Annotated in this window: 15 protein-coding genes; 2 read left to right on the top strand and 13 right to left on the bottom strand. The window is 74.1% G+C overall.

What is annotated here, in order from left to right; all coding sequences use genetic code 11:
* Window positions 1–11 precede the first annotated feature (11 nt).
* The gene (locus tag ACFY23_RS24910; RefSeq protein WP_350676984.1) at window positions 12–3,098 is read left to right on the top strand and encodes an amino acid adenylation domain-containing protein; all 3,087 of its coding nucleotides are present in this window, start codon (window positions 12–14) and stop codon (window positions 3,096–3,098) included.
* Between the two features lies 1 nt (window position 3,099).
* Entirely contained in the window at window positions 3,100–3,384 is a 285-nt protein-coding gene (locus ACFY23_RS24905) for an acyl carrier protein (protein ID WP_350676987.1), read from the top strand.
* Between the two features lie 77 nt (window positions 3,385–3,461).
* Here the strand turns inward: ACFY23_RS24905 and ACFY23_RS24900 are convergent, their stop codons facing one another.
* The 13 genes from ACFY23_RS24900 to ACFY23_RS24840 form a co-directional block, all read right to left on the bottom strand.
* Complete coding sequence (locus tag ACFY23_RS24900) at window positions 3,462–4,316, bottom strand: SMP-30/gluconolactonase/LRE family protein (protein ID WP_350676989.1); 855 nt, start codon at window positions 4,314–4,316, stop codon at window positions 3,462–3,464.
* A 70-nt stretch (window positions 4,317–4,386) separates the two neighbouring features.
* Window positions 4,387–5,325 (bottom strand): GNAT family N-acetyltransferase, encoded by a 939-nt coding sequence (locus tag ACFY23_RS24895; RefSeq protein WP_350676992.1) that lies wholly within the window; start codon window positions 5,323–5,325, stop codon window positions 4,387–4,389.
* Complete coding sequence (locus ACFY23_RS24890; protein ID WP_350676994.1) at window positions 5,322–6,161, bottom strand: fumarylacetoacetate hydrolase family protein; 840 nt, start codon at window positions 6,159–6,161, stop codon at window positions 5,322–5,324. Before ACFY23_RS24890 ends, ACFY23_RS24895 begins: the two co-directional genes overlap by 4 nt.
* A 78-nt stretch (window positions 6,162–6,239) precedes the next feature.
* Window positions 6,240–7,325 carry a hydroxyacid dehydrogenase gene (locus ACFY23_RS24885; protein ID WP_350676996.1) on the bottom strand — a complete coding sequence of 362 codons (1,086 nt, stop codon included), beginning with the start codon at window positions 7,323–7,325 and terminating at the stop codon, window positions 6,240–6,242.
* On the bottom strand, window positions 7,309–8,316 hold the full coding sequence (locus ACFY23_RS24880) for a dihydrodipicolinate synthase family protein (protein WP_350676998.1): 1,008 nt from the start codon (window positions 8,314–8,316) through the stop codon (window positions 7,309–7,311). Before ACFY23_RS24880 ends, ACFY23_RS24885 begins: the two co-directional genes overlap by 17 nt.
* Before the next feature lie 2 nt (window positions 8,317–8,318).
* A complete protein-coding gene (locus ACFY23_RS24875) occupies window positions 8,319–9,341 on the bottom strand; it encodes an NAD-dependent epimerase/dehydratase family protein (protein ID WP_350677000.1) in 1,023 nt (340 codons plus the stop codon).
* 8 nt (window positions 9,342–9,349) lie between these two features.
* The gene (locus ACFY23_RS24870) at window positions 9,350–10,252 is read right to left on the bottom strand and encodes a carbohydrate ABC transporter permease (protein WP_350677002.1); all 903 of its coding nucleotides are present in this window, start codon (window positions 10,250–10,252) and stop codon (window positions 9,350–9,352) included.
* Complete coding sequence (locus ACFY23_RS24865) at window positions 10,249–11,151, bottom strand: sugar ABC transporter permease (RefSeq protein ID WP_350677005.1); 903 nt, start codon at window positions 11,149–11,151, stop codon at window positions 10,249–10,251. Before ACFY23_RS24865 ends, ACFY23_RS24870 begins: the two co-directional genes overlap by 4 nt.
* A 97-nt stretch (window positions 11,152–11,248) precedes the next feature.
* Complete coding sequence (locus tag ACFY23_RS24860; RefSeq protein WP_350677007.1) at window positions 11,249–12,481, bottom strand: sugar ABC transporter substrate-binding protein; 1,233 nt, start codon at window positions 12,479–12,481, stop codon at window positions 11,249–11,251.
* A 23-nt stretch (window positions 12,482–12,504) separates the two neighbouring features.
* Window positions 12,505–13,767: a Gfo/Idh/MocA family oxidoreductase gene (locus ACFY23_RS24855; protein WP_350677010.1), complete on the bottom strand. Its 1,263-nt coding sequence runs from the start codon at window positions 13,765–13,767 to the stop codon at window positions 12,505–12,507.
* Between the two features lie 37 nt (window positions 13,768–13,804).
* Entirely contained in the window at window positions 13,805–15,988 is a 2,184-nt protein-coding gene (locus ACFY23_RS24850) for a hypothetical protein (protein WP_350677013.1), read from the bottom strand.
* A gap of 25 nt (window positions 15,989–16,013) precedes the next feature.
* Window positions 16,014–18,116: a hypothetical protein gene (locus ACFY23_RS24845; RefSeq protein WP_350677015.1), complete on the bottom strand. Its 2,103-nt coding sequence runs from the start codon at window positions 18,114–18,116 to the stop codon at window positions 16,014–16,016.
* A 252-nt stretch (window positions 18,117–18,368) separates the two neighbouring features.
* Window positions 18,369–19,184, bottom strand: a complete 816-nt coding sequence (locus tag ACFY23_RS24840) for an IclR family transcriptional regulator (RefSeq protein ID WP_350677016.1) — start codon at window positions 19,182–19,184, stop codon at window positions 18,369–18,371.
* Between the last annotated feature and the right edge of the window lie 6 nt (window positions 19,185–19,190).

Raw genomic sequence — 19,190 nt, 5'->3', positions numbered from 1 at the left:
TGGGAGCACATGTGGGTACCGCCGAGGCCACCTCCGCGCAGCACGCCGTCTGGTTCACCGAGCAGGCCGGCGTCGCCGGCACGGCGTACCACATGGCGGTGGGCGTACGGTTCGCCGCCGAACTCGACCGTCGAGCCCTCGTCGCGGCGTGCGCCGCGGTGACCGAACGGCACCCGGTCCTGGCCGCCCGCGTCGTCACCGACGACGAGGGCATCCCCCACCTGGCCCCCGCGGACACGCGCCCGACGGTCGCGGTCGGCGAGTGGACCGACGCCCGCGTCACCGAGGAGATCGCCCGCCCGCACGACCTGGGCACCGGCCCGCTCGCCCGGTTCACCCTGCTGACCGCTGCCGACGGCAGCCACCTGCTTCTCGTCACCGCGCACCACCTGGCCTTCGACGGCACGTCCAAGGATGTCCTCGTGCGCGACCTGGCCGCCGCCTACGCCGCCGCCCGCGCCGGCGTCCCGGCCGCGCCGTCACCCCACGCCGACGGGTACGCCGGCCTCGCGGCCGCCGAGCAGCAACGCGTCGCGGCCGACCTGCCCGCCGCCCGAGACCACTGGGCGCGGCACTGGTCCGGCCCCGGTGACGTCGTCCTGCCCGGCCTGCGCCGGCTGCCCACCGCCGCCGAGCCCGGCGAGGCCGTGCCCCTGGACCTGCCCCCCGGCCTGGTCGAGGGCGTCGACCGGGCCGCCCGGTCGATCGGGGTGACCCGCTTCGAGCTGCTGTTCGCCGTGCTGCATGCCCTGCTTGAGCGCTACGGCAACCAGGGCACGCCGGTCGGGGTGGCCCTGTCCACCCGCACCCCGGACCAGGCCGACCAGGTCGGGCTGTTCGTCAACGAGCTGCCCGTCGCGGCCGCCCCGGCGCGGGGCACGTTCCGCGACCACGCCCTCGCCGTCCGGGCCCGGCTGCGCGAGGTGTACCGGCACCGCGCCGTGCCGCTGGCCCATGCCGTGTCCGGGTTGCGGCCCGCCCCGGCCCTGACCCCGGTCAGCGTCGCCTACCGGCGGCGCGGCGCGGAACCGGCGTTCCCCGGGGTGGCCAGCGAGGTCGAGTGGACCCTGTTCTGCGGCGCCGCCCGCAACGCCCTGCACGTGCAGATCGTCGACACCCCGACGGGCGTCACGGTGAGCCTCCAGCACAGCCCGGCGGCCATCGACACCGCCTCCGTACGCCGGATCGGCGGGCACCTGCGCACCATGCTCGCCGCCGTGGTCGCCGAACCCGACCGCCCGGTGGCGGACCTGCCGCTGCTGCCCGCCGACGAACTCGACCAGGTCACCCGCGCCGTCAACGACACCATCCGGGCGTACCCCGCCGTGACGGTGCCGGCGCTGTTCGCCGCCCGGGTCGCCGCCGAGCCGGACGCGCCGGCCCTCGTCGACGGCGACCGGACGCTGACCTACGCCCAGCTCGACGCCGCCGTCCTCCGGCTCGCCGCGCTGCTGCGCGGGCGCGGGGTCGGCCCCGGCACGCTGGTGGCCGTCGTGCTGGACCGCTCCTGGCAGGCGGTGGTGACCGTGCTGGCGGTGCTGCGTTGCCGCGCCGCCTACCTGCCGGTCGACCCGGGCAACCCGCCGGCCCGGCGGGAGGCGATCCTCGCCGACGCCGCCCCGGCGCTGGTCGTGACGGGCCCCGCCGTCGAGACGGGCCGGCCCACCCTCGCCCTCGACGGGACCGACCTGCTCGACGGCCCGGTCCCGGCCGGGCCCGCCGACGGGCCGCCGGACGCCGACGACCTCGCGTACGTGCTCTACACCTCCGGGTCGACCGGCCGGCCCAAGGGCGTCGCGGTGCGGCACGGCGCGCTGGCGAACCTGCTGCTGGGCGTCCGCGACCTGCTGGGCAGCGGGCCACAGGACCGGTGGCTGCACCTGACGTCGCTGTCGTTCGACATCTCCACCGTGGAGGTGTTCCTGCCGCTGGTCACCGGCGGCCGGGTCGTCGTCGCCTCGGCCGTCGGCGCGCTGGACGGTGCGGGTGTGCTGCGGCTGGTCCGCGAGACCGGCGTGACCCACGCCCAGGCCACCCCGTCCGGCTGGCGGGTGCTGCTGGACGCCGGTCTCGGCGCGCCGGCCCCGCACGCCGGGGGCACGCCGGCGCCGTTGGTCGCGGTCGCCGGCGGGGAGGCGCTACCGGTCGCCCTCGCGCGGGACCTGCGGGCCCGCACCGCCCGCCTGGTCAACGGGTACGGGCCGACGGAGGCGACCGTCTACGCGACCATGGCGGAGATCCCCGCCGGCGCCGACGAGGTCACCATCGGTCGGCCGCTGCCGAACGTGCGGGCATACGTCCTGGACGAGGCCCGCCGACCGGTGCCGCTCGGGTTGCCCGGCGAGCTGTACCTGGCCGGCGCCGGGCTGGCCGCCGGATATCTCGGGCAGGACGACCTCACCGCCGAGCGGTTCGTGCCGGACCCGTTCGGGCGGGCCGGCGAGCGGCTCTACCGCACCGGCGACCGCTGCCGGTGGCTGCCCGACCGGCGGATCGAGTTCCTCGGCCGCCTCGACGACCAGGTCAAGATCCGTGGGCACCGGGTGGAGCTGGGGGAGATCGACGCCCGGCTCCTCGATCACCCGGCCGTGGCGGCGGCGGCCACCGCGCTGCGGCACGACGCGGACGAGCCGCGCCTCGTCGCGTACGTGGTGGCCCGCGCCGGGGCGGCCGCGCAGCCGGCGGAGCTGCGACAGCACCTGGCGCTCAGCCTGCCGCAGGCCGTGCTGCCCACCGACTACGTGATGCTCGACCAACTGCCCCTGAGCCCGAACGGGAAGGTCGACCGGGCCGCACTGCCCGCCCCGGCGCCCCGGGCCCCGGTCGGGGTGGCCCCGGGCGGGACCGCCGCCGACGGAACCGGCGACGACCCGGTCGTGGAGCAGCTGCGCCAGATCTGGCAGGAGGTGCTGCGCGTCCCCGACATCGGGGTGCACGAGGACCTGTTCGACCTGGGCGGGCACTCGCTGACCATCACCCGGATCAGCGGCCGGATCCAGCAGCGGCTCGGAGTCGAGGTGCCGCTGGACGACTTCTTCGAGACCCCGACCATCGCCGAGATCGCCGAGATCGTCCGGCAGTCCGCAAAGGAGTTCTGACATGGCTGGCACCGACCTGCGCGAGCGGATCGCCGAGCTGGTGAGCGAGGCCACGGCCGGGGAGGTCGCGGCGGCCGACGTGCTGGCCGGCGGGTCGATGGTCGCCCTCGGCGTGGACTCCCTCGGCCTGCTGCGCCTGGTCGACGCGATCGAGCTGGAGTACGGCGTCGAGGTGGAGCTGAACGGCCCCGGCCGCCCCCTGGACACCCTCGACGACGTCGTGGCGTTGGTGCGCGCGGCCGGGGCCGGGCGAGCTGTCACGGGGTCCGGTGGGGTGGGCGGGTAGCTGCGCCGATCCGCCGCGAATCGTGGCTGCGACGCCGCGCCGGCCGCCGCCAGATCCGTGCACCTTCCCCGGCGCGGTCAGCCGGCGAAGGTGTGGTCGGGGAATCCCGGCACCTCGGGTCGGATCCGGAACAGTGACCCGGCCGGGGAACGGTCGTCGGCCGGCAGGCCCTGGCGGGAGGTGGTGACGTAGAGGTCGGCGTGGTCGGGGCCGCCGAACGCGCATGCGGTGGGACGCCGAACCGGCAGCTCCACGACCGCGGTGAGGCGGCCGTCCGGGGCGTACCGGTGGATGGCGCCCCCGTCCCACAGGGCGACCCAGACACCGCCCTCGACGTCGAGGCAGAGCCCGTCCGGCGTGCCCACGTCGGGCGGCACCGCCACCACCGGCCGTCGGTCGCGCAGCTCGCCGGTGGCCAGGTCGAAGGCGAAGGCGTCTATCCGGTGGGTGGCCGAGTCGACGTACCAGGCGGTCCCGCCGTCCCGGGTCCAGGCCAGTCCGTTGGAGACGGTGAGCCCGGTGAGCACGGTCTCGACGGTGCCGCCCGGGCTGAGCCGGTGCAGCGCGGCCCGACCCGGCGCGGCGTCGTACGCCATCGAACCGCAGTAGAAGCGTCCGAGCGGGTCGCATCCGCCGTCGTTCATCCGGATCGACGGGTCCGACCAGAGCTCGGGCAGCAGCTCCACCGAGTCGTCCCCGAGTAGTGCGAAGCCCCGCTCGACGGCGGCGACGAGGCCACCGCCGGCTCGCGGGCGCAGGGCCGCGACCACCTGGGCGACGTGCCGGCGGGTGACCGCCCCGGTGACCGGGTCCAGCGCCAGGACGTCCCCGGCCAGCATGTCGACCCAGCGCAGCCGCTGGTCGGCGGGGCACCACACCGGCCCTTCGCCGTGCCCGGCGACCGGCGGGGTGACCTGTTCCGCGACGTCCATCGAACCTCCCTGGTGTGTGGCGCGGGCTGCCCCTGTCACCGTCGCCGGCGGGGTGCGGCTCGTCCGGTGTTCAGAAGTAGTCGGCCGGCCAGTGGAAGGCGCCGGGCGCCCCGGTGATCGCGGCCAGGTGGTCGGGCGCCGCGTGGATCGGCCGGACCATGCCGGTGGTGTCGGTCTCCGTCACCGGATCGGTCAGGAGACACGGCAGCGCCGCCTCGATCGCCGGGTCGGCCGGCAGTCGGGCCGCGCAGTGCCGTACGTCGCGCTCGGCGGCGGTGCGGGCGACGGCGCTGAACAGGACGCGCAGGGCGTCCGGCCGGTCGGGCGAGGTGGCGACCTCGAGTACCCGGACGCGCCCGGGGGCCCATTGCGCGGCCAGGTAACCCGCCGTCCGGCCGTGGTGCCGGGCCACCAGTATCTGGGTGGGTGGGGCGTACCAGACCGGCACCCGGAGCCGCCAGTCGTCGGCGTTCCGCACGGTGCTCAGTGGCCGGTGGGCGTTGAACGACTCGTGCACCGGGGCGAGTTCCGCCCAGTCCACCGGGGACTCCGCGCGCACGGTCCAGTCCGGCGGCAGGGGGCCGCCCGCCGCCGGTCGACCGCTCGGGTGGCGCAGGGCGAACGTGTCGTAGCCGCTGCTCCGGTAGACGCCCGGTGTGTCGGTGAACAGCAACGACCAGGCGCAGCCGTCCGCGGCCATCGCCGCGACGGCCAGGTCGAGCAGGCGGCGGATGTGACCTCGACCGCGTGCCTGGACCCGGGTGGCGACGTTGGCGACGCCGCCGACCAGGTCGACGCCGCCGGCGGCGTCGCGTACCCGGCGGGGCAGGTAGTAGACGGCGGCGACGACCGCTCCGGCCTCCACCGCGACGAAGGTGCGCCGGAAGCGGTCGCGGTCGTGGGCGTAGAGCCGGGTCACGTGCGCGCTGGTGAACGCCTCGGCCCACGTGGCGTGGAGGGACGGCACGTCCGCCGGCGTGGCCGGACGGAACTCGACGGGGGCGGTCACGCCGGCGCGAGCACGTTGCGCTGCCGGCCGAGCCCGTCGATCGCCACCTCCATCACGTCGCCGGCCGCCAGGTAGGGGAACCGGCCGGACAGCGCCACCCCCTGCGGGGTGCCGGTGTTGAGGACGTCGCCCGGTTCCAGCACGGTGAACTGGGACAGGTGCCAGATCAGATAGGCAACGTCGAAGATCATGTCGGCGGTGCGGGAGTCCTGCCGAGGCTCGCCGTTGACCCACGAACGCAGCCGCAGCGCCTGCGGGTCGCCCACCTCGTCCGGCGTGACCAGCCACGGGCCGAGCGGGTTGAAGGTCTCGCACGACTTGCCCTTGGACCACTGGCCGCCGGGGTCCGCGAACTGGTAGTCCCGTTCGGACACGTCGTTGGTGACCGCGTACCCGGCCACGTGGGCGAGCGCCTCGGCCGGGGAGTCCAGGTAGCGGGCGCGTCTGCCGATGACCACGGCCAGCTCCACCTCCCAGTCCGTCCTCGTGGAGCCCCGCGGCACCAGCACCTGGTCGTACGGGCCCACCACGGTGTTCGGCGACTTGTGGAACAGGATCGGCTCGTCCGGCGGGGCGACTCCGGACTCGGCGGCGTGCGCGCTGTAGTTCTGCCCGATGCAGAGCACCGCCCCGGGCCGGGCGATCGGGGCGCCGATCCGCTCCCCGGTGACGTCGAGCGGCGGCAGCGGCCCCGCCGCTCGGACGCGCTCGACGGGGTCCGCGGCGAGGAACGCCGCGTCGATGTCGGCGGTGATCCCGCTCAGGTCGAAGTGGCTGGCGCCGTCGAACAGCACCGGCCGCTCGGCGCCGACCGGGCCGATCCGCATGAACTTCATGATTTCCTCTCTGGTGGACGGCGGGGCCGCGGGCGGGGCCCGCTCGATCACGTACGGGTGGGGTGGCGGGACGCCGGGTCAGCCCGTGCGGGCCAGCAGCTCGGGCGTCACCGCGTGGGCGAGGGACCGACCGGTCACATGCCGGATGATCTCGTCGACGACGATCTCGCCCTGCCGTCGGCGACCCTGCACGGTCCCGGCGGCCTGGTGCGGGGTGAGCAGCACGTTGGGTAGCGCCCGCAGCGGGTGGCCGGTGGGCAGCGGCTCCTCGTCGAAGACGTCCAGCGCGGCGTCGATCCGGCCGCGGGACAGCTCCGCGACCAGCGCCGCCTCGTCGACCAGCCAGGACCGGGCGGTGTTGACCAGCCCGGCGCCGTCGGGCAGCAGCGCCAGCTCGCGGGCACCGAGCAGGTGCCGGGTCTCCGGCAGGGTCGGCGCGTGCAGCGCGACGATCCGGCTTCCGGCGAGCAGCTCGTCCAGGCCGACCAGCCGGACGCCGAGCGCGGCGGCGTCCGTCGCGGTCAGGGTCGGGTCGTACACGCTGACCTCCGCCCCCAGGGTCCGGACCAGCTCCAGGTACGCCCGCCCGGTGCGGGACGCGCCGACGACGCCGACCGGGCAGCCGAGGATCTCGTGCCGGGGTGGCGCCTGTTCCGCCCGGCTCCAGCTCGTGCCGCCGTGCAGGGCGTGGTCGAAGCGGGGCGTCTGGTGCAGCAGGGCCAGGGTGAACGCGAGCGCGACCTCGGCCACCGAGCGGGCCATGCCCTGCCCCGCCTGGGTGACCGTGATGCCGCGGGCGAACACCTCGGGGGTCACGAACGGCTTGACCGACGCGCCGGTGTGCGCGATCAGCCGGAGCGCGGGGGCGCGGTCCAGCAGGGCCGCGTCGAGCCGGGGAACGCTCCAGGAGGTCACCAGCACCTCGGCCCGGGCCAGCAGCGGCGCCAGGTCGGTGCGGGTGAGTGCCGCGTGGTCGTCGACCAGCGTGGCGTCGGTGACGGCGGCCAGCCGGTCGCCGACCCGGTCGGGGAAGAACTGGGCGCGCAGGGTGGCCGGTACGGACACCACGGTGACCGGACGGTACCCGCCGGGGAGCGTGGTCACGGGCCGGCCGCCCAGCGGACCGGGCCTGCCGGCCCCGGGCGGCTCACCGGAGCCAGTCATCGCGACGCTCCGCGACGAAGTCGTCGTCCGTCAGCCACGGGTAGGCGGTGGTCACCCGGGTCAGCTCCTCGGCCTGGCCGGGCGACAGCCCCTCGGCCGGGTCGAGGCACCACACCCCGTCGAGCAGCCCCTGCCGGCGCAGCACCTCGTGCACCCCGGCGATGCAGCCGGCGAAGTCGTTGGCGGCGTCGAACACCGCGGCGTTCGCGTCCGTGAGCGCCGCCGCGCGGGCGGTCAGCTCCGCCAGCGCCGCCGCGTCGCCCGAGCGGGCCGCCCGCACCCGGTCGAACATCGCCACCGCCGCGCGGGTCCACACCGCCCACTGGCCGAGCAGCCCGCCGACGAACCGCCGGCCGGCGAACTCGCCGAGCAGGTCGCCGAGGATGTGGTCGTCGTTGCCGGTGTACAGGGCCACCTCCGCGCCCCGGTCGGCGGCGGCGATTCCGCGTACCGCCTCCAGGGTGCGGTACCGGTCGAACGGGGCCAGCTTCACCGCGACCACCGACGGCAGGTCGGCGAACGCCCGCCAGAACGCCGGGGACAGGCGCGGGCCGCCGATCGCCGGCTGGAGGTAGAAGCCGATCACCGGCAGCACCTCGCCGACCGCGCGCGCCCGCTGGAGCAGGTACGCCTCGTCGGCGCCCGGCACGACGGGGGACAGCAGCACGGCGTCGTAGCCCAGCCCGGCCGCCAGCTCGGCCTCCGCGACGGCCTGGGCGGTGGGGCCGCACGCCCCGGCGACCTTCACCACCGGCCGGCCGGCCTCGGCGTCGACGGTCTCGGCGGCCAGGGCGAGCACCGGCCGCAGCAGCCCGGCCTCCCGGACGGCGAACTGGGTGGTGTGCACGCCGACGGCGAGCCCGCCCGCCCCGGCGGCCAGGTAGTAGCGGGTCAGCGCCCGCTGCCGCCGCTCGTCGAGGCGACGGTCGGCGGTCAGCGCCAGCGGGTGCGCCGGGATGACGGTGCCTTCGCGCAGCAGCTCCAGGGACACGGTCAGAACCTCCCGTCGCGGACGGCGAACTTGGTGGGCTTGCCGGAGGTCGGCAGGCCGGCGGCCAGCCAGTCGGCCTGCCAGTCGACCAGGGTGCCCAGCGGAACGTCCGGGTAGCCGAACAGCGCGTGGCAGCGGCTGGCGTCGTTGAGCAGCGCCGTGGGCGCCTCGGTGCCGGCGTACGTCACCGGCCTGCCCAGGCGCGCGCCGAGCCGGGCGGCGATCCGGCGCACCGGCGCGGTCTCCGGGCCGGTCAGGTTCAGGGTGCACACGTCGGCGCTGGCGTGCCGCAGCGCCCGCAGGGCGACCTCGTTGGCGTAGCCCTGCCAGACCACGTTGACGTGGCCGGTGGTGACGTCGACCGGGTCGCCGGCCAGCACCGCCTGCCCGATGTCGGCGAGCACCCCGTAGCGCAGGTCGACGGCGTAGTTGAGCCGGAGCACGGCGACGGGGGTGCCCCGGGTGGCGGCGGCGTGCGCGAAGACCTGCTCGCGGCCGAGGCAGCTCATCGCGTAGTCGCCGACCGGGCCGGTCGGGTCGGTCTCCACGCAGCCGCCGGAGGCCACCGGCACCATCGGGTAGACGTTGCCGGTGGAGAACGCGGCGATCCGGGCGGCCGGGTAGCGGCGGGCCACCGCGGCGGGCAGCACCGCGTTGACCATCCAGGCCAGGTAGGGGGCGGTGGCGGTGCCGAACTTCGCGCCCACCATGAAGATGACGTCGGCGGCGTCGGGCAGGCCGCCCAGGTCGCCGTCGCCCAGCAGGTCGAACGCCACCGGCTCCACCCCGTCGGCGGCCAGCGCGTCGGCTGCCGCCCGGTCCGACCAGCGCGACACCGCGTACACCCGGTCGGTGGTGCGGCCGGCGGCGTCGAGCCCCCGGCGGGCCAGCCGGCACAGCGACGGGCCCATCTTGCCCCCGGCGCCGAGCACCACCAGGTCGCCGGAGTCGCCGGCCAGGTCGGCGACGAGCGCCGCCGACGGCCGGGTCAGCCGGGCCTCCAACTCGGACTCACTGTTGAACACGGGTCTTCTCACCCCTTGATTCCGGACATCGTGACGCCCTCGGTGAAGTACCGCTGGCCGACGAGGTAGGCGGCGAAGATCGGCACGAACGCGACGACCGAGCCGGCGAGCATGACGTTGAGCGGCACGTTCTCCTGCTGGAGGGAGGCGATGCCGACGGTGAGCGTGCGCATGTCCCCGCTCTGCCCGATGATCAGCGGCCAGAGCAGGTCGTTCCAGTGCCACAGGAAGACGAACACGCCGAGGGTGGCCAGGATCGGCTTGCACAGCGGCAGCACGATCCGCACGAACATCCGCCACTCCGAGGCGCCGTCGATGCGCGCCGCCTCGAACAGTTCGTCGGGCAGGCCCTGGATGAACTGCCGCATCAGGAAGACCGCCTGCGCGTTCGCGAGCGTCGGCAGGATCAGCCCCCAGTAGGTGTCCACCCCGCCGACCTTCGCGATCAGGATGAAGGTCGGGATGAGGGTGACGTGGTAGGGCACCATCACCATCGCCAGGAACGACCAGAACATGGTCTCGCGGCCGGGGAAGCGCTTCTTCGCGAACGCGTACCCGGCCATCGCGGCGAGCAGCAGCACGGCGACGACGCTGACCACCGAGTAGATCGTGGTGTTCAGCAGCCACCGCAGGATGTCCCGCGAGTCGAGCACGGTGGCGTACGCGTCGAGGTCGATCGGCCAGGGCAGCAGGCTGCCGGGGAACTCGACGGCCGCGGTCGGCTTCAGGCTCAACACGACCATCGCGTAGAACGGGAACAGGGTGACCACGCTGGCGACGGCGAGCAGCACGTACCGCAGGGCGGTGCCGGCGGGTCCGGGCTGCAACGCCCGGTACGACCGGCGCCGCCGCGTTGTCGGCGGGGCTGGCACGGTGGGCGCGGGCGTGGGGGCGGTGCTCGTGGCGGTCACTTGTCTCTCCCGATGGCCAGCCGCTGGACCAGGGCGACGACCAGGGTCATCGCGAACAGGGCCACCCCGATCGCGCTGGCGTAGCCGAGGTCGAAGTACTTGAAGCCCTGGTCGTACAGGGCCATGACGAGGGTGTAGCTGGCGCGGGCCGGGCCGCCGCCGGTCATCGCGTACACGAGGTCGAAGACCTGGAAGGAGGCGGTGGTCTCGATCACCAGCAGGAAGAACAGGACGGGCTTGAGCTGGGGCAGCACGATCCAGCGGAACCGCTGCCACGGGCCAGCGCCGTCGGTGAGCGCCGCCTCCTCCTGCTCGCGGGGCAGGTCCTGGAGCCGGGCCAGCACGATCAGCATGCCGTAGCCGAAGTGCGACCACACGCCGACCAGCGCCAGCGCCGGCACCACCAGCGCGCTGGAGGCCAGCCACGAATCGTCGGGCAGGCCGAGCCAGCCCATGATCCGCGACCACGGGCCGGCGGAGGAGAACACCCAGGAGAAGACGGTGGCGACCAGGACCAGGCTGGTGACCACGGGCAGGAAGAACACCGACCGGAAGAAGCCGACGCCGCGGAAGCCGCGCCGGACCAGCAGCGCCAGCCCGACCGACACGGCCACGGTCAGCGGCACGTACAGCAGGGTGTAGGCGACGGTGACCCGCAGCGACTGCCAGAACACCGGGTCGTCGACCAGGTGGCGGGCGTTGTCCAGCCCGGTCCACTCGGCGTCGCCGCCGATCGTGTACTCCATGAAGCCGAGCACCAGCCCGGCGATGGCCGGGCCGAAGCGGAACGTTAGGAACAGCAGGAACGCGGGGAGGACGAAGAGCAGACCCCATCGTGCCTCGCGCCGGGCGATCACCCGCCGGGCCCTGCGGGCCGGCAGCTGAGCAGGTACGGCCATCTCGCCATCCTCTTCGCGGGTACGGACCGGCCGACGTGGCCGGTTCGGGTGGTGCCCGGCCCGCCGCCGCGACGCGGCGACGGCGGGCCGGTGGGGGTCAGAGCAGCGCGTCGGCGGCCTTGGCCGCGTCGGCGAGGGCCTGCTCGGGGGTCTTCTTGCCGATCAGCGCGGCCTGGATCTCGGGGCCGAGCACGCCCATCACCTCGCGGCTCTTCTCGTTCAGCGAGCCGACGGTCATGCTGGGCAGGGTCTTCTCCACCGCCCCGTTGACGGGGTCCTGGGAGTAGAGCGAGCCGGCGGACTTCTTCGTGGAGAAGTAGCCGCCCGCCGTGTCGTACGCGGTGGCCACGGACGGCTGGGTGGCGAAGGTGATCCACTCACCGGCGGCCTTCTTGGCCTTGCTGCCCTTGAGGATCGACAGGCTGCCCACCGCGCCGTAGCCGACGCTCTTGACGTCGGTCAGCGGCGGGAAGATCTTGATGTTCTCCTTGCCCCAGAACGCCTCGACGTCGGCCGGGACGTGCTGCCAGGTGCAGGCCACCTTGTTCTTGGCGACGTTGGTCTGCTCGAAGGTGGGGATGCTGGTGATCAGCTCCTTCTCCACGTAGCCGCCGTCGACGAGCTGCTTGAGGAAGGTCAGCGCCTTGACGCCCTCGGGGCCGTCGAACGCCACCGACTTGCCGTCGGCGCCGAACACGTCCCCGCCGGCCTGCCACAGCAGCGGGTAGAAGGACTGGTTCAGGGTGGCGCTCGGGTCGGCGTAGTAGTTGGTCACGTCGAAGCCCTTGGCCTTGAACGTCGGCGCGAGGGCGAGCAGGTCCGCCCACGTCTGCGGGTACTCGGTGACGCCGGCGGCGGTGAACACCTTCGCGTTGCACATCAGCGGGTTGGCGCTGGTCAGGATGGGTGCGCCGAGCATCTTGCCGTCCTGGGTGACCGCCTCGCGGAGGTTGTCCAGGTAGTCGGCCTTCGCGTCGGCCGGCAGGTACTCGTCGACCGGCTCGATCATCTTGCCGAACTTTCCGAGCTGGTCGGGGATCAGGTAGACCACGTCGGGGCCCTTGCCGCCGGCGATCGCGGTGGTCAGCGACTCCTCCCGCTTGGCCCACGGGAAGATCTCGACCTTCACGTCGACGTCCGGGTGGTCGGCCTCGAACGCGGCGACCTGCTTGTCCCAGAAGCCCCGGTGGGTGGCCTCGTCGGGGATCACCGGGTAGATCCACATGGTGACGGTCTGCTTGTCGCCGCCGGCGTCGGACCCGCCGCACGCGGTGAGCAGCCCGGCCGCCAGCGCGGCGACCGCGACCGGCGCGAACCTGCGAACTCGCATCTGTCCGTTCCTCTCTGAGTGGTTCACTGCGCGGGCACGGTGACGACCGTGCCGGTGTGCCGGGCCGCCTCGGCGGCGAAGACCGCGAGGTGGCTGGCGAGGGTCTCGTCCAGTCCGGACCGGATGTGCCGGCCGTCGCCGGTGGCGACGGCGCGGACGAAGGCGTCCATCAGTCCGGTGTCCCCGCCGCCGTGGTCGTCGGCGGCGGTGGACCCGCCGACCGTGCCGGCGTCGAGGACCTCGATCCGGTCGGTGCGGAAGTCGTGCACCCGGACCCGCTCGCCGTCGCCGGAGAGCGAGCCGTGGGTGCCGAACAGTTGGGTCTGGCGGTGGGTCTGTTCGGTGAAGGCGGCCATGGTGAAGGTGGCGGTGGCCCCGCCGGTCAGCTCCATCGCCACGACCTGGTGGTCGACGACGTCGTTGTCGCCGCCGTAGACGCAGCGCCCGTACGGGCCGGTGCGCAGCGCGTCGACCAGCGCGGCCTCGTCGGTGCCGTCGGTGACCACGCTGACCGGCCAGATCGGTCCGTGCTGGCGCAGCACCGGCAGGTACAGCTTCGGCGCCGAGTACGGGCAGTCCGGCTCGACCGGGCAGTCCAGGCACCGCTGCGCGGCGCCGGCCGGGGCCTGGTCGGGCCGGAAGTGGCGCAGCCCGCCGAAGCTGGCGACGCGTTCGATGCGCCGGCCGGTGACGTAGCCGAGCCAGTCCAGGTCGTGGCTGGACTTGGCCAGCAGCATCGGGGTGGCCAGGTCCTCCCGCCGCCACGGGCCGCGCACGTAGGAGTGGGCGTAGTGCCACCAGCCGACCGGTTCGAGGTGCTGGACGCTGACGATCTCGCCCAGCACCCCGCTGTCCACCACCCGCTTCACCAGGTCGGTGTAGGGGGTGTAGCGCAGCACGTGGCAGACGGCGAACAGCACCCCGGTGGCGCGGACCGCGTCGACGATCTCCCGGCACTGCTCCGCCGTCGGCGCGAGCGGCTTCTCCACCAGCAGGTGCCGGCCCGCCTTGGCGAACGCGACGGCCGGCTCCACGTGCATCCGGTCCTGGGTGGCCACGACGACCGCGTCGGCCGGCACGTCCGCCGCCAGCAGGTCCCGCCAGTCGGCGTACTCCGCCGCGCCGGGGTGGGCGGCGGTGATCAGCCCCCGCTGGTGGGGGCGCGGGTCGGCGACCGCGACGAGCCGCGCACGTGCGGGGTTGGCGGCCACCCACCGGGCGTACGTCTGTCCCCGGTTCCCGGCGCCCACCAGCGCCACCCGCACCGGCCGGTCCTGCTGTTCCACCTGCTCCTCGCTCTCTTCTCGCTTGTTGTCGCCGGCGTCAGACCGTCAGGTTTCCGGTGTCGCGCACCCGGGGCGACGCGGCGGGCAGTTCCCGGGCCACGCCCTCCTCGACGCACGCGGTGTGGTGCAGGTACGACCCCTCGCCGAAGCCGGCGTCGGCCAGCCGCAGCTTCCCGCCGGTGAACTGCGTCCCGACGGCGGAGTACCGGTTGGTGCCGGCGTCGACGCTGACGTGGGCGGTGCCGGCGTCGCCGGTGTTGCTGCGGTAGCCGCCCAGTTCCCACCGCACGACGCCGGTGGCCGCGGCGCGGGACAGCAGCGCCTTCGCCGCGTTCGTCCCGCTGAACAGCGCCCCGCCGCCGACGCTGATCCGCTGGTCGGCGGCGCCGGCGAGGCGGATGCCGGTGTCGGTGAACGTGCCGCCGGACAGGCGCAGGTCGGCGGACTTCACGGTGACCGGCGCGGCGTCGGGGGCGCCGACGAACGTCACGTCGGTCAGGTGCAGCCGCCCGGTGCCGCTGAAGGTGTGGCCGTTGACCCCGCGGATCGTGGTGCGCACCAGGTGCACGGGGGTGGTGACGCTGGCCTGCACCACGTCGGTACCGGGGGTGGCGAGGGTGAAGGAGCAGCCCTCGATGACGTTCGGCCGCTGCGACCGGGTGGACTGCTGGGAGATGATCAGCGTGTCGTCGGCGGAGCAGCCGCGCAGTTGCACGCCGTCGGCGTTGACCCACATCATCCCGGAGCCGGCCAGCCCGGCCTTGCGGATGACCTGCACGTCCTCGAGGGTCAGGTCGGTGACCTTCACCCGGGCCACGAACCAGGAGCAGACGTGCTTGCGTACGGTGATGCGCTTGGCCGCCGAGCCCCAGGCCGCGCCGGAGTTGGCGAAGGTCATCAGCCCGGAGTTGCCGGTGTAGACGAGGTCGTGCTCGTACTGGCCGTGGGTGACGAACGGGCCCTGGTCGTCGCCGTCGCCGTGACAGTTGGTGACGTAGCAGTACGCCGAGGCGGTCCAGTCGTTGAGGTGCCGGGCGTTGGAGGTGCGGCAGTCCTCGACGTGCCCGTACAGGCAGTAGATCTGTTGGGTCAGGTAGCCCGCGCCGCCCCAGGTGACCGAGGTGGGGTTCGTCAGGGTGCACCGGGTGGTGTGGAAGTACGTGCACCAGCGGCGCATGATGACCGGCCAGAACGAGCCGGTGGCGTCGACGTCGGCGACGTCGCAGTGCACGGCGTACTCGTAGGCGATCGGGTGGGAGCCGGTGAACTGGTCGGCGCCGTTGCCGGTGAACACCAGGTTGCGCACGTGCACCCGGCTGACCGGCTCGACCCGGGTCCAGGTGAGGGTGCGCCCGGGGGCCAGCTCCCAGCCGTTCTTGTAGTTGACCCGGATGTGGGTGCCGTCGACGATCTGGGTGACCTGGACGAGTTTCTGCAGCTCCTTCTCCCAGCGGCCGGCGAGCTGGTTGACCTCGACGGCGTACCACTGGCCGACGGCGAACGCGCCGGAGTCGGCGACCTGGAACGAGTCCCAGCCCTCCCGGACCGTCTCGGTCAGGGTGTGGGTGCGCACCTCGTCGGTGACCTTGCCGCGGAAGAACAGCACGGCGGCGAACGGGTCGTCGCGGCCGGCGTCCTCGATCCCGTCGGTGGACATGGTGTGCCCGCCGAAGTCGAGCACGAGATCGCTGCGGGTGAACCTGTGCCGCTTGACGAAGTGCAGGTCGGAGTGGGCCTCGATGCGGTGCACCGACGGGTCGCCCACCATGGCGTCCAGCGCGGCGTCGGCGGGGGTCTTCGCGTCGAAGATGCCGAAGTGCCGGAACTCGACGACGCCGTCGTGCAGGTGGAGCCAGCGGCCGGGGCGGGGCCGGTCGCCGTGCGGGTCGAGCACGGTGCCGCCGTTGCCCGCGGCGGTGCTGGCCGCGTTCCAGCGGACGAGGCGGGCGCCGCCGTCGCCGGCGGCGTAGTGCCCGTCGACGTGCACGACCTGGCCGTCGTGCAGGGTGTCGGGGTTCAGGCCGAGCAGGGCGGCGACGGTGCCGACGTGCAGGACCGCGTCGAGGCCGGGGGCCAGGGGGTTGGCCGTGCTGTCGGGCTCGGGGGCGGCGGACGCGGCGGTGGCGGGGGCGAGGGCGAGGGCGGCACCGGCGAGGGCGAGCCCGCCGACGCCGGTGGCGCGCAGCAGGGTGCGGCGGGAGGTCGGTTCGGAGCGGTCCATGGGGGTGTCTCCTCGTGCGGGGGGATCAGAGGGTGAGGTTGTCGCCGGTGGCGACGCGGGCGGAGTCGGCGGGCAGCTCGCGGGCGACCCCCTCCTCGACGCACCCGGTGTGCAGCAGGGTGGAGGCGGCGCCGAAGGCCGCGTCGGTGAGCGTCAGCCGCCCGCCGGAGAAGCGGGCGCCGGCGGCCCGGTACCGGTTGACGCCGGTGTCGATGCGCACGTGCGCGGTCTCCGCGTCGGCCGCCGCGCTGCGGTAGTCGCCCAGCTCGATCCGGACCGCGCCGGTGCCGGCGGCCCGGGTGAGCAGCGCCCGGCGGGCGTTGGTGCCGGTGACCAGCGTGCCGCCGTCGACGACGAGGCGCTGGTCGCGGACGGCGGACAGCTCGATGCCGGTGTCGGTCAGGGTGCCGCCGCGTATCACCACCTCGGCCGCGCCGATCAGCAGCGGCGCCGCGTCCGGCGCCCCGGTCAGCGTGCAGTCGGTGAAGTGGACCGGGCCGGCGCCGCGCATGACCGCGCCGTCCAGGCCGCGGAAGGTGGTCCGGACGAAGTGCACCGGGTTGCTCACCGGGGTCTGCACGATGACGGTGCCGGCGGGCTGGTCGAAGTCGCAGTCGGCGATGATCGTGGGCCGGCGGGAACGGGCCGAGCGCTGGGCGATGCTCAGCGTCCGCGCCGAGCAGCCGCGTAGCTGCGCGCCGTCGGCGTTGACCTGGAGCGTGCCGGCCGGGTCGAAGGTGGAGCGGGCGATGACCCGCACGTCCTCCAGGGTCAGGTCGGTGATCTTGGTGCCGGCGACGAACCAGGAGCAGACATGCCGGCGGACGGTGATCCGCTTGGCGCTGATGCCCCACTGGCCACCGCTGTTGGCGATGTCCATCAGGCCGGAGTTGCCGGTGAAGACGAGGTCGTGTTCGTACTGGCCGTGGGTGGTGAACGGGTTGCCCCCGGCGTCGTCGCCGTCGCCGTGGCAGTTCTCGACCGTGCAGTACGCCGAGGCGGTGAGGTCGTTGAGGTGCCGGGCGTTGGAGCTGCGGCAGTCGACGACGTGCCCGTACAGGCAGTAGATCTGCTGGGTGAGGTAGCCGGCGCCGCCGTACATCACGGTCGGCGGGTTCTTCAGGGTGCAGTTGGCGGTGGTGAAGTGGGTGCACCAGCGGCGCATGATCACCGGCCACCAGGTGCCGGTGGCGTCGATACCGGAGACGTCGCAGCGCACCGCGTACTCGTAGGCGACCGGGTGGGAGCCGCTGTACTCGCGGTCGTCCGGCCCGGACCCGGGGTACTCGCCGGTGAAGGCGACGTGGCCGAGGAAGACCATGTTGCGCACGTGGGCGCGCTGGACCGGCTCGACCCGCCGCCACGTGATGGTGCGCCCAGGCTCCAGCGTCCAGCCGTTGAGGTAGCCCACCCGGATGTGGGTGCCGTCGACGATCTGGGTGACCTGGACCATCTTCTGTAGTTCGCGCTCGTCGGCGCCGGTGAGGGCGTTGCTGGTGGCGGTCCACCACTGGCCGACGGTGAAGCGCCCCGAGTCGGGCACCGGGAACACGTCGGTCAGCTCGGGGACGGTCTCGGTGAGGGTGTGGGTGATCGTCGTGTCGGTCACCGCGCCCCGGAAGTAGAGCACCGCGCCGAACGGGTTGTCGTGGGTGTTGCGCTCGATGCCGTCGGTGTGCACCGTGTGCCCGCCGAAGTCCAGCTCGATGTCGCCGCGGCCGAAGGTGTGCCGCTTGACGAAGCGCAGATCGGTGTGGGCCTCGACCCGGTGGATCGCCGGGTCGGCGACCATCGCGTCCAGCGCGGCGTCGGCGGGGGTGTCCCGACCGAGGATCCCGAACATCCGGAAGTCGCCGACCCCGTCGTGCAGGGCCAACCACCGGCCGCGCCGGTCGCCGCGCCCGCCCGGGTACGGGTCGTGCACGGTGCCGCCGTTGCCGGCGGCGGTGCTGGTGGGGTCCCAGCGCAGCAGCATGCCGCCGCCGTCGCCGGGGGTGTGGTAGCCGGCGACCCGCGCCAGCGTGCGGGTCGTCAGCGAGGCGGGGGTGAGGTCGGCCAGGTCGGCGACGGTGTCGACGTGCAGGACCTGGTCGTGGGGGGTGGGAACGGACGTGCCAAGTAGACCCATGGAGAGCCTCAACCTTCGCGGTACCGCCGGCCGGCGGGCGCCGGACGGCGGTGCTGGGGGTCTGCGGGCGCCGCGAGGCGTCGCAGGACGGGGGAAGGTCGGGCAAACGCGCGAGGCGCGCAGGCGGCGGAGCTGCTGACCGGAACGCCCGGTGCCGGGGCTGCGGCACGTCGGGAGTCAGCTGGTTCGCCCGAGACGGTCGCGGCGGGGCCGCGACGTTGGCGGAACGTTAAACAGCTGGTGAACCCGCTGTCAAGGGGTCTGCTCCGCCGGGACGTGGCCGAGCCGGGCGGAGATGGCGTCGGCGGCCTGGCGCACCTGTCGTCCCAGCTCCTGGTACCGCCAGCTGGGCAGGCCGAGCTTCAGCCCGGTCACGCTGATGGCTCCGCAGCATCCGCCGGTGTGGTCGCGCAGGGCGCTGCCGATGCAGAACACCCCCTCGGCGTCCTCCTCGTCGTCGAGGGCGTACCCGGCGCGGCGGACGTCGGCCAGGTGGGCCAGCAGGGAGTCCAGGTCGCAGATGGTGTGGTCGGTGCGCCGGGGCAGCCCGACGCGGCCGATCAGCTCGGCGACCTGCGGCGGGGTCATCTCGGCGAGCAGGGCCTTGCCCAGCCCGGTGCAGTGCGGCAGCTCGCGGGTGCCCATCCGCAGCTCGATCTGGATCCGCTCGCCGTTGCTGACCTGGTCGATGACGACCGCGTGCGATCCCTCGGGGACGGCCAGGCGGGAGCTGAGCCCGGTGTCGCGGGTCAGTTGGGCCAGCACCGGGCGGGCGATGTCGCGTAGCGAGAGCTGCTCCTGGGCGCGGACGCCGAGGCGCGCCAGGGACATCCCGAGCCGGTAGCGCCGGTTCATCCCCTCGCCGTCGTCGGCGGCCAGGCCGTGGTGGCACAGGGTGTGCAGGGTGGCGAACGCGGCGCTCTTGGACAGGCCGCAGGCGCGGGCGACGTCGGTGACGCTGAGCCCCTCGCCGGGAGTGGCGGCGGACAGCGCCTCCAGCACCTCGGCCGCGCGGCTGACGCTGCGCACCAGGTAGCGGGAGCTGTCTCCGTCTTCGGTGGTGGTCATGGTCCT

Origin of the sequence: Micromonospora sp. NPDC000121 (assembly GCF_042899165.1) — a bacterium.
Classification (GTDB): domain Bacteria; phylum Actinomycetota; class Actinomycetes; order Mycobacteriales; family Micromonosporaceae; genus Micromonospora.
This window is presented reverse-complemented; position numbering and strand designations above follow the sequence as displayed.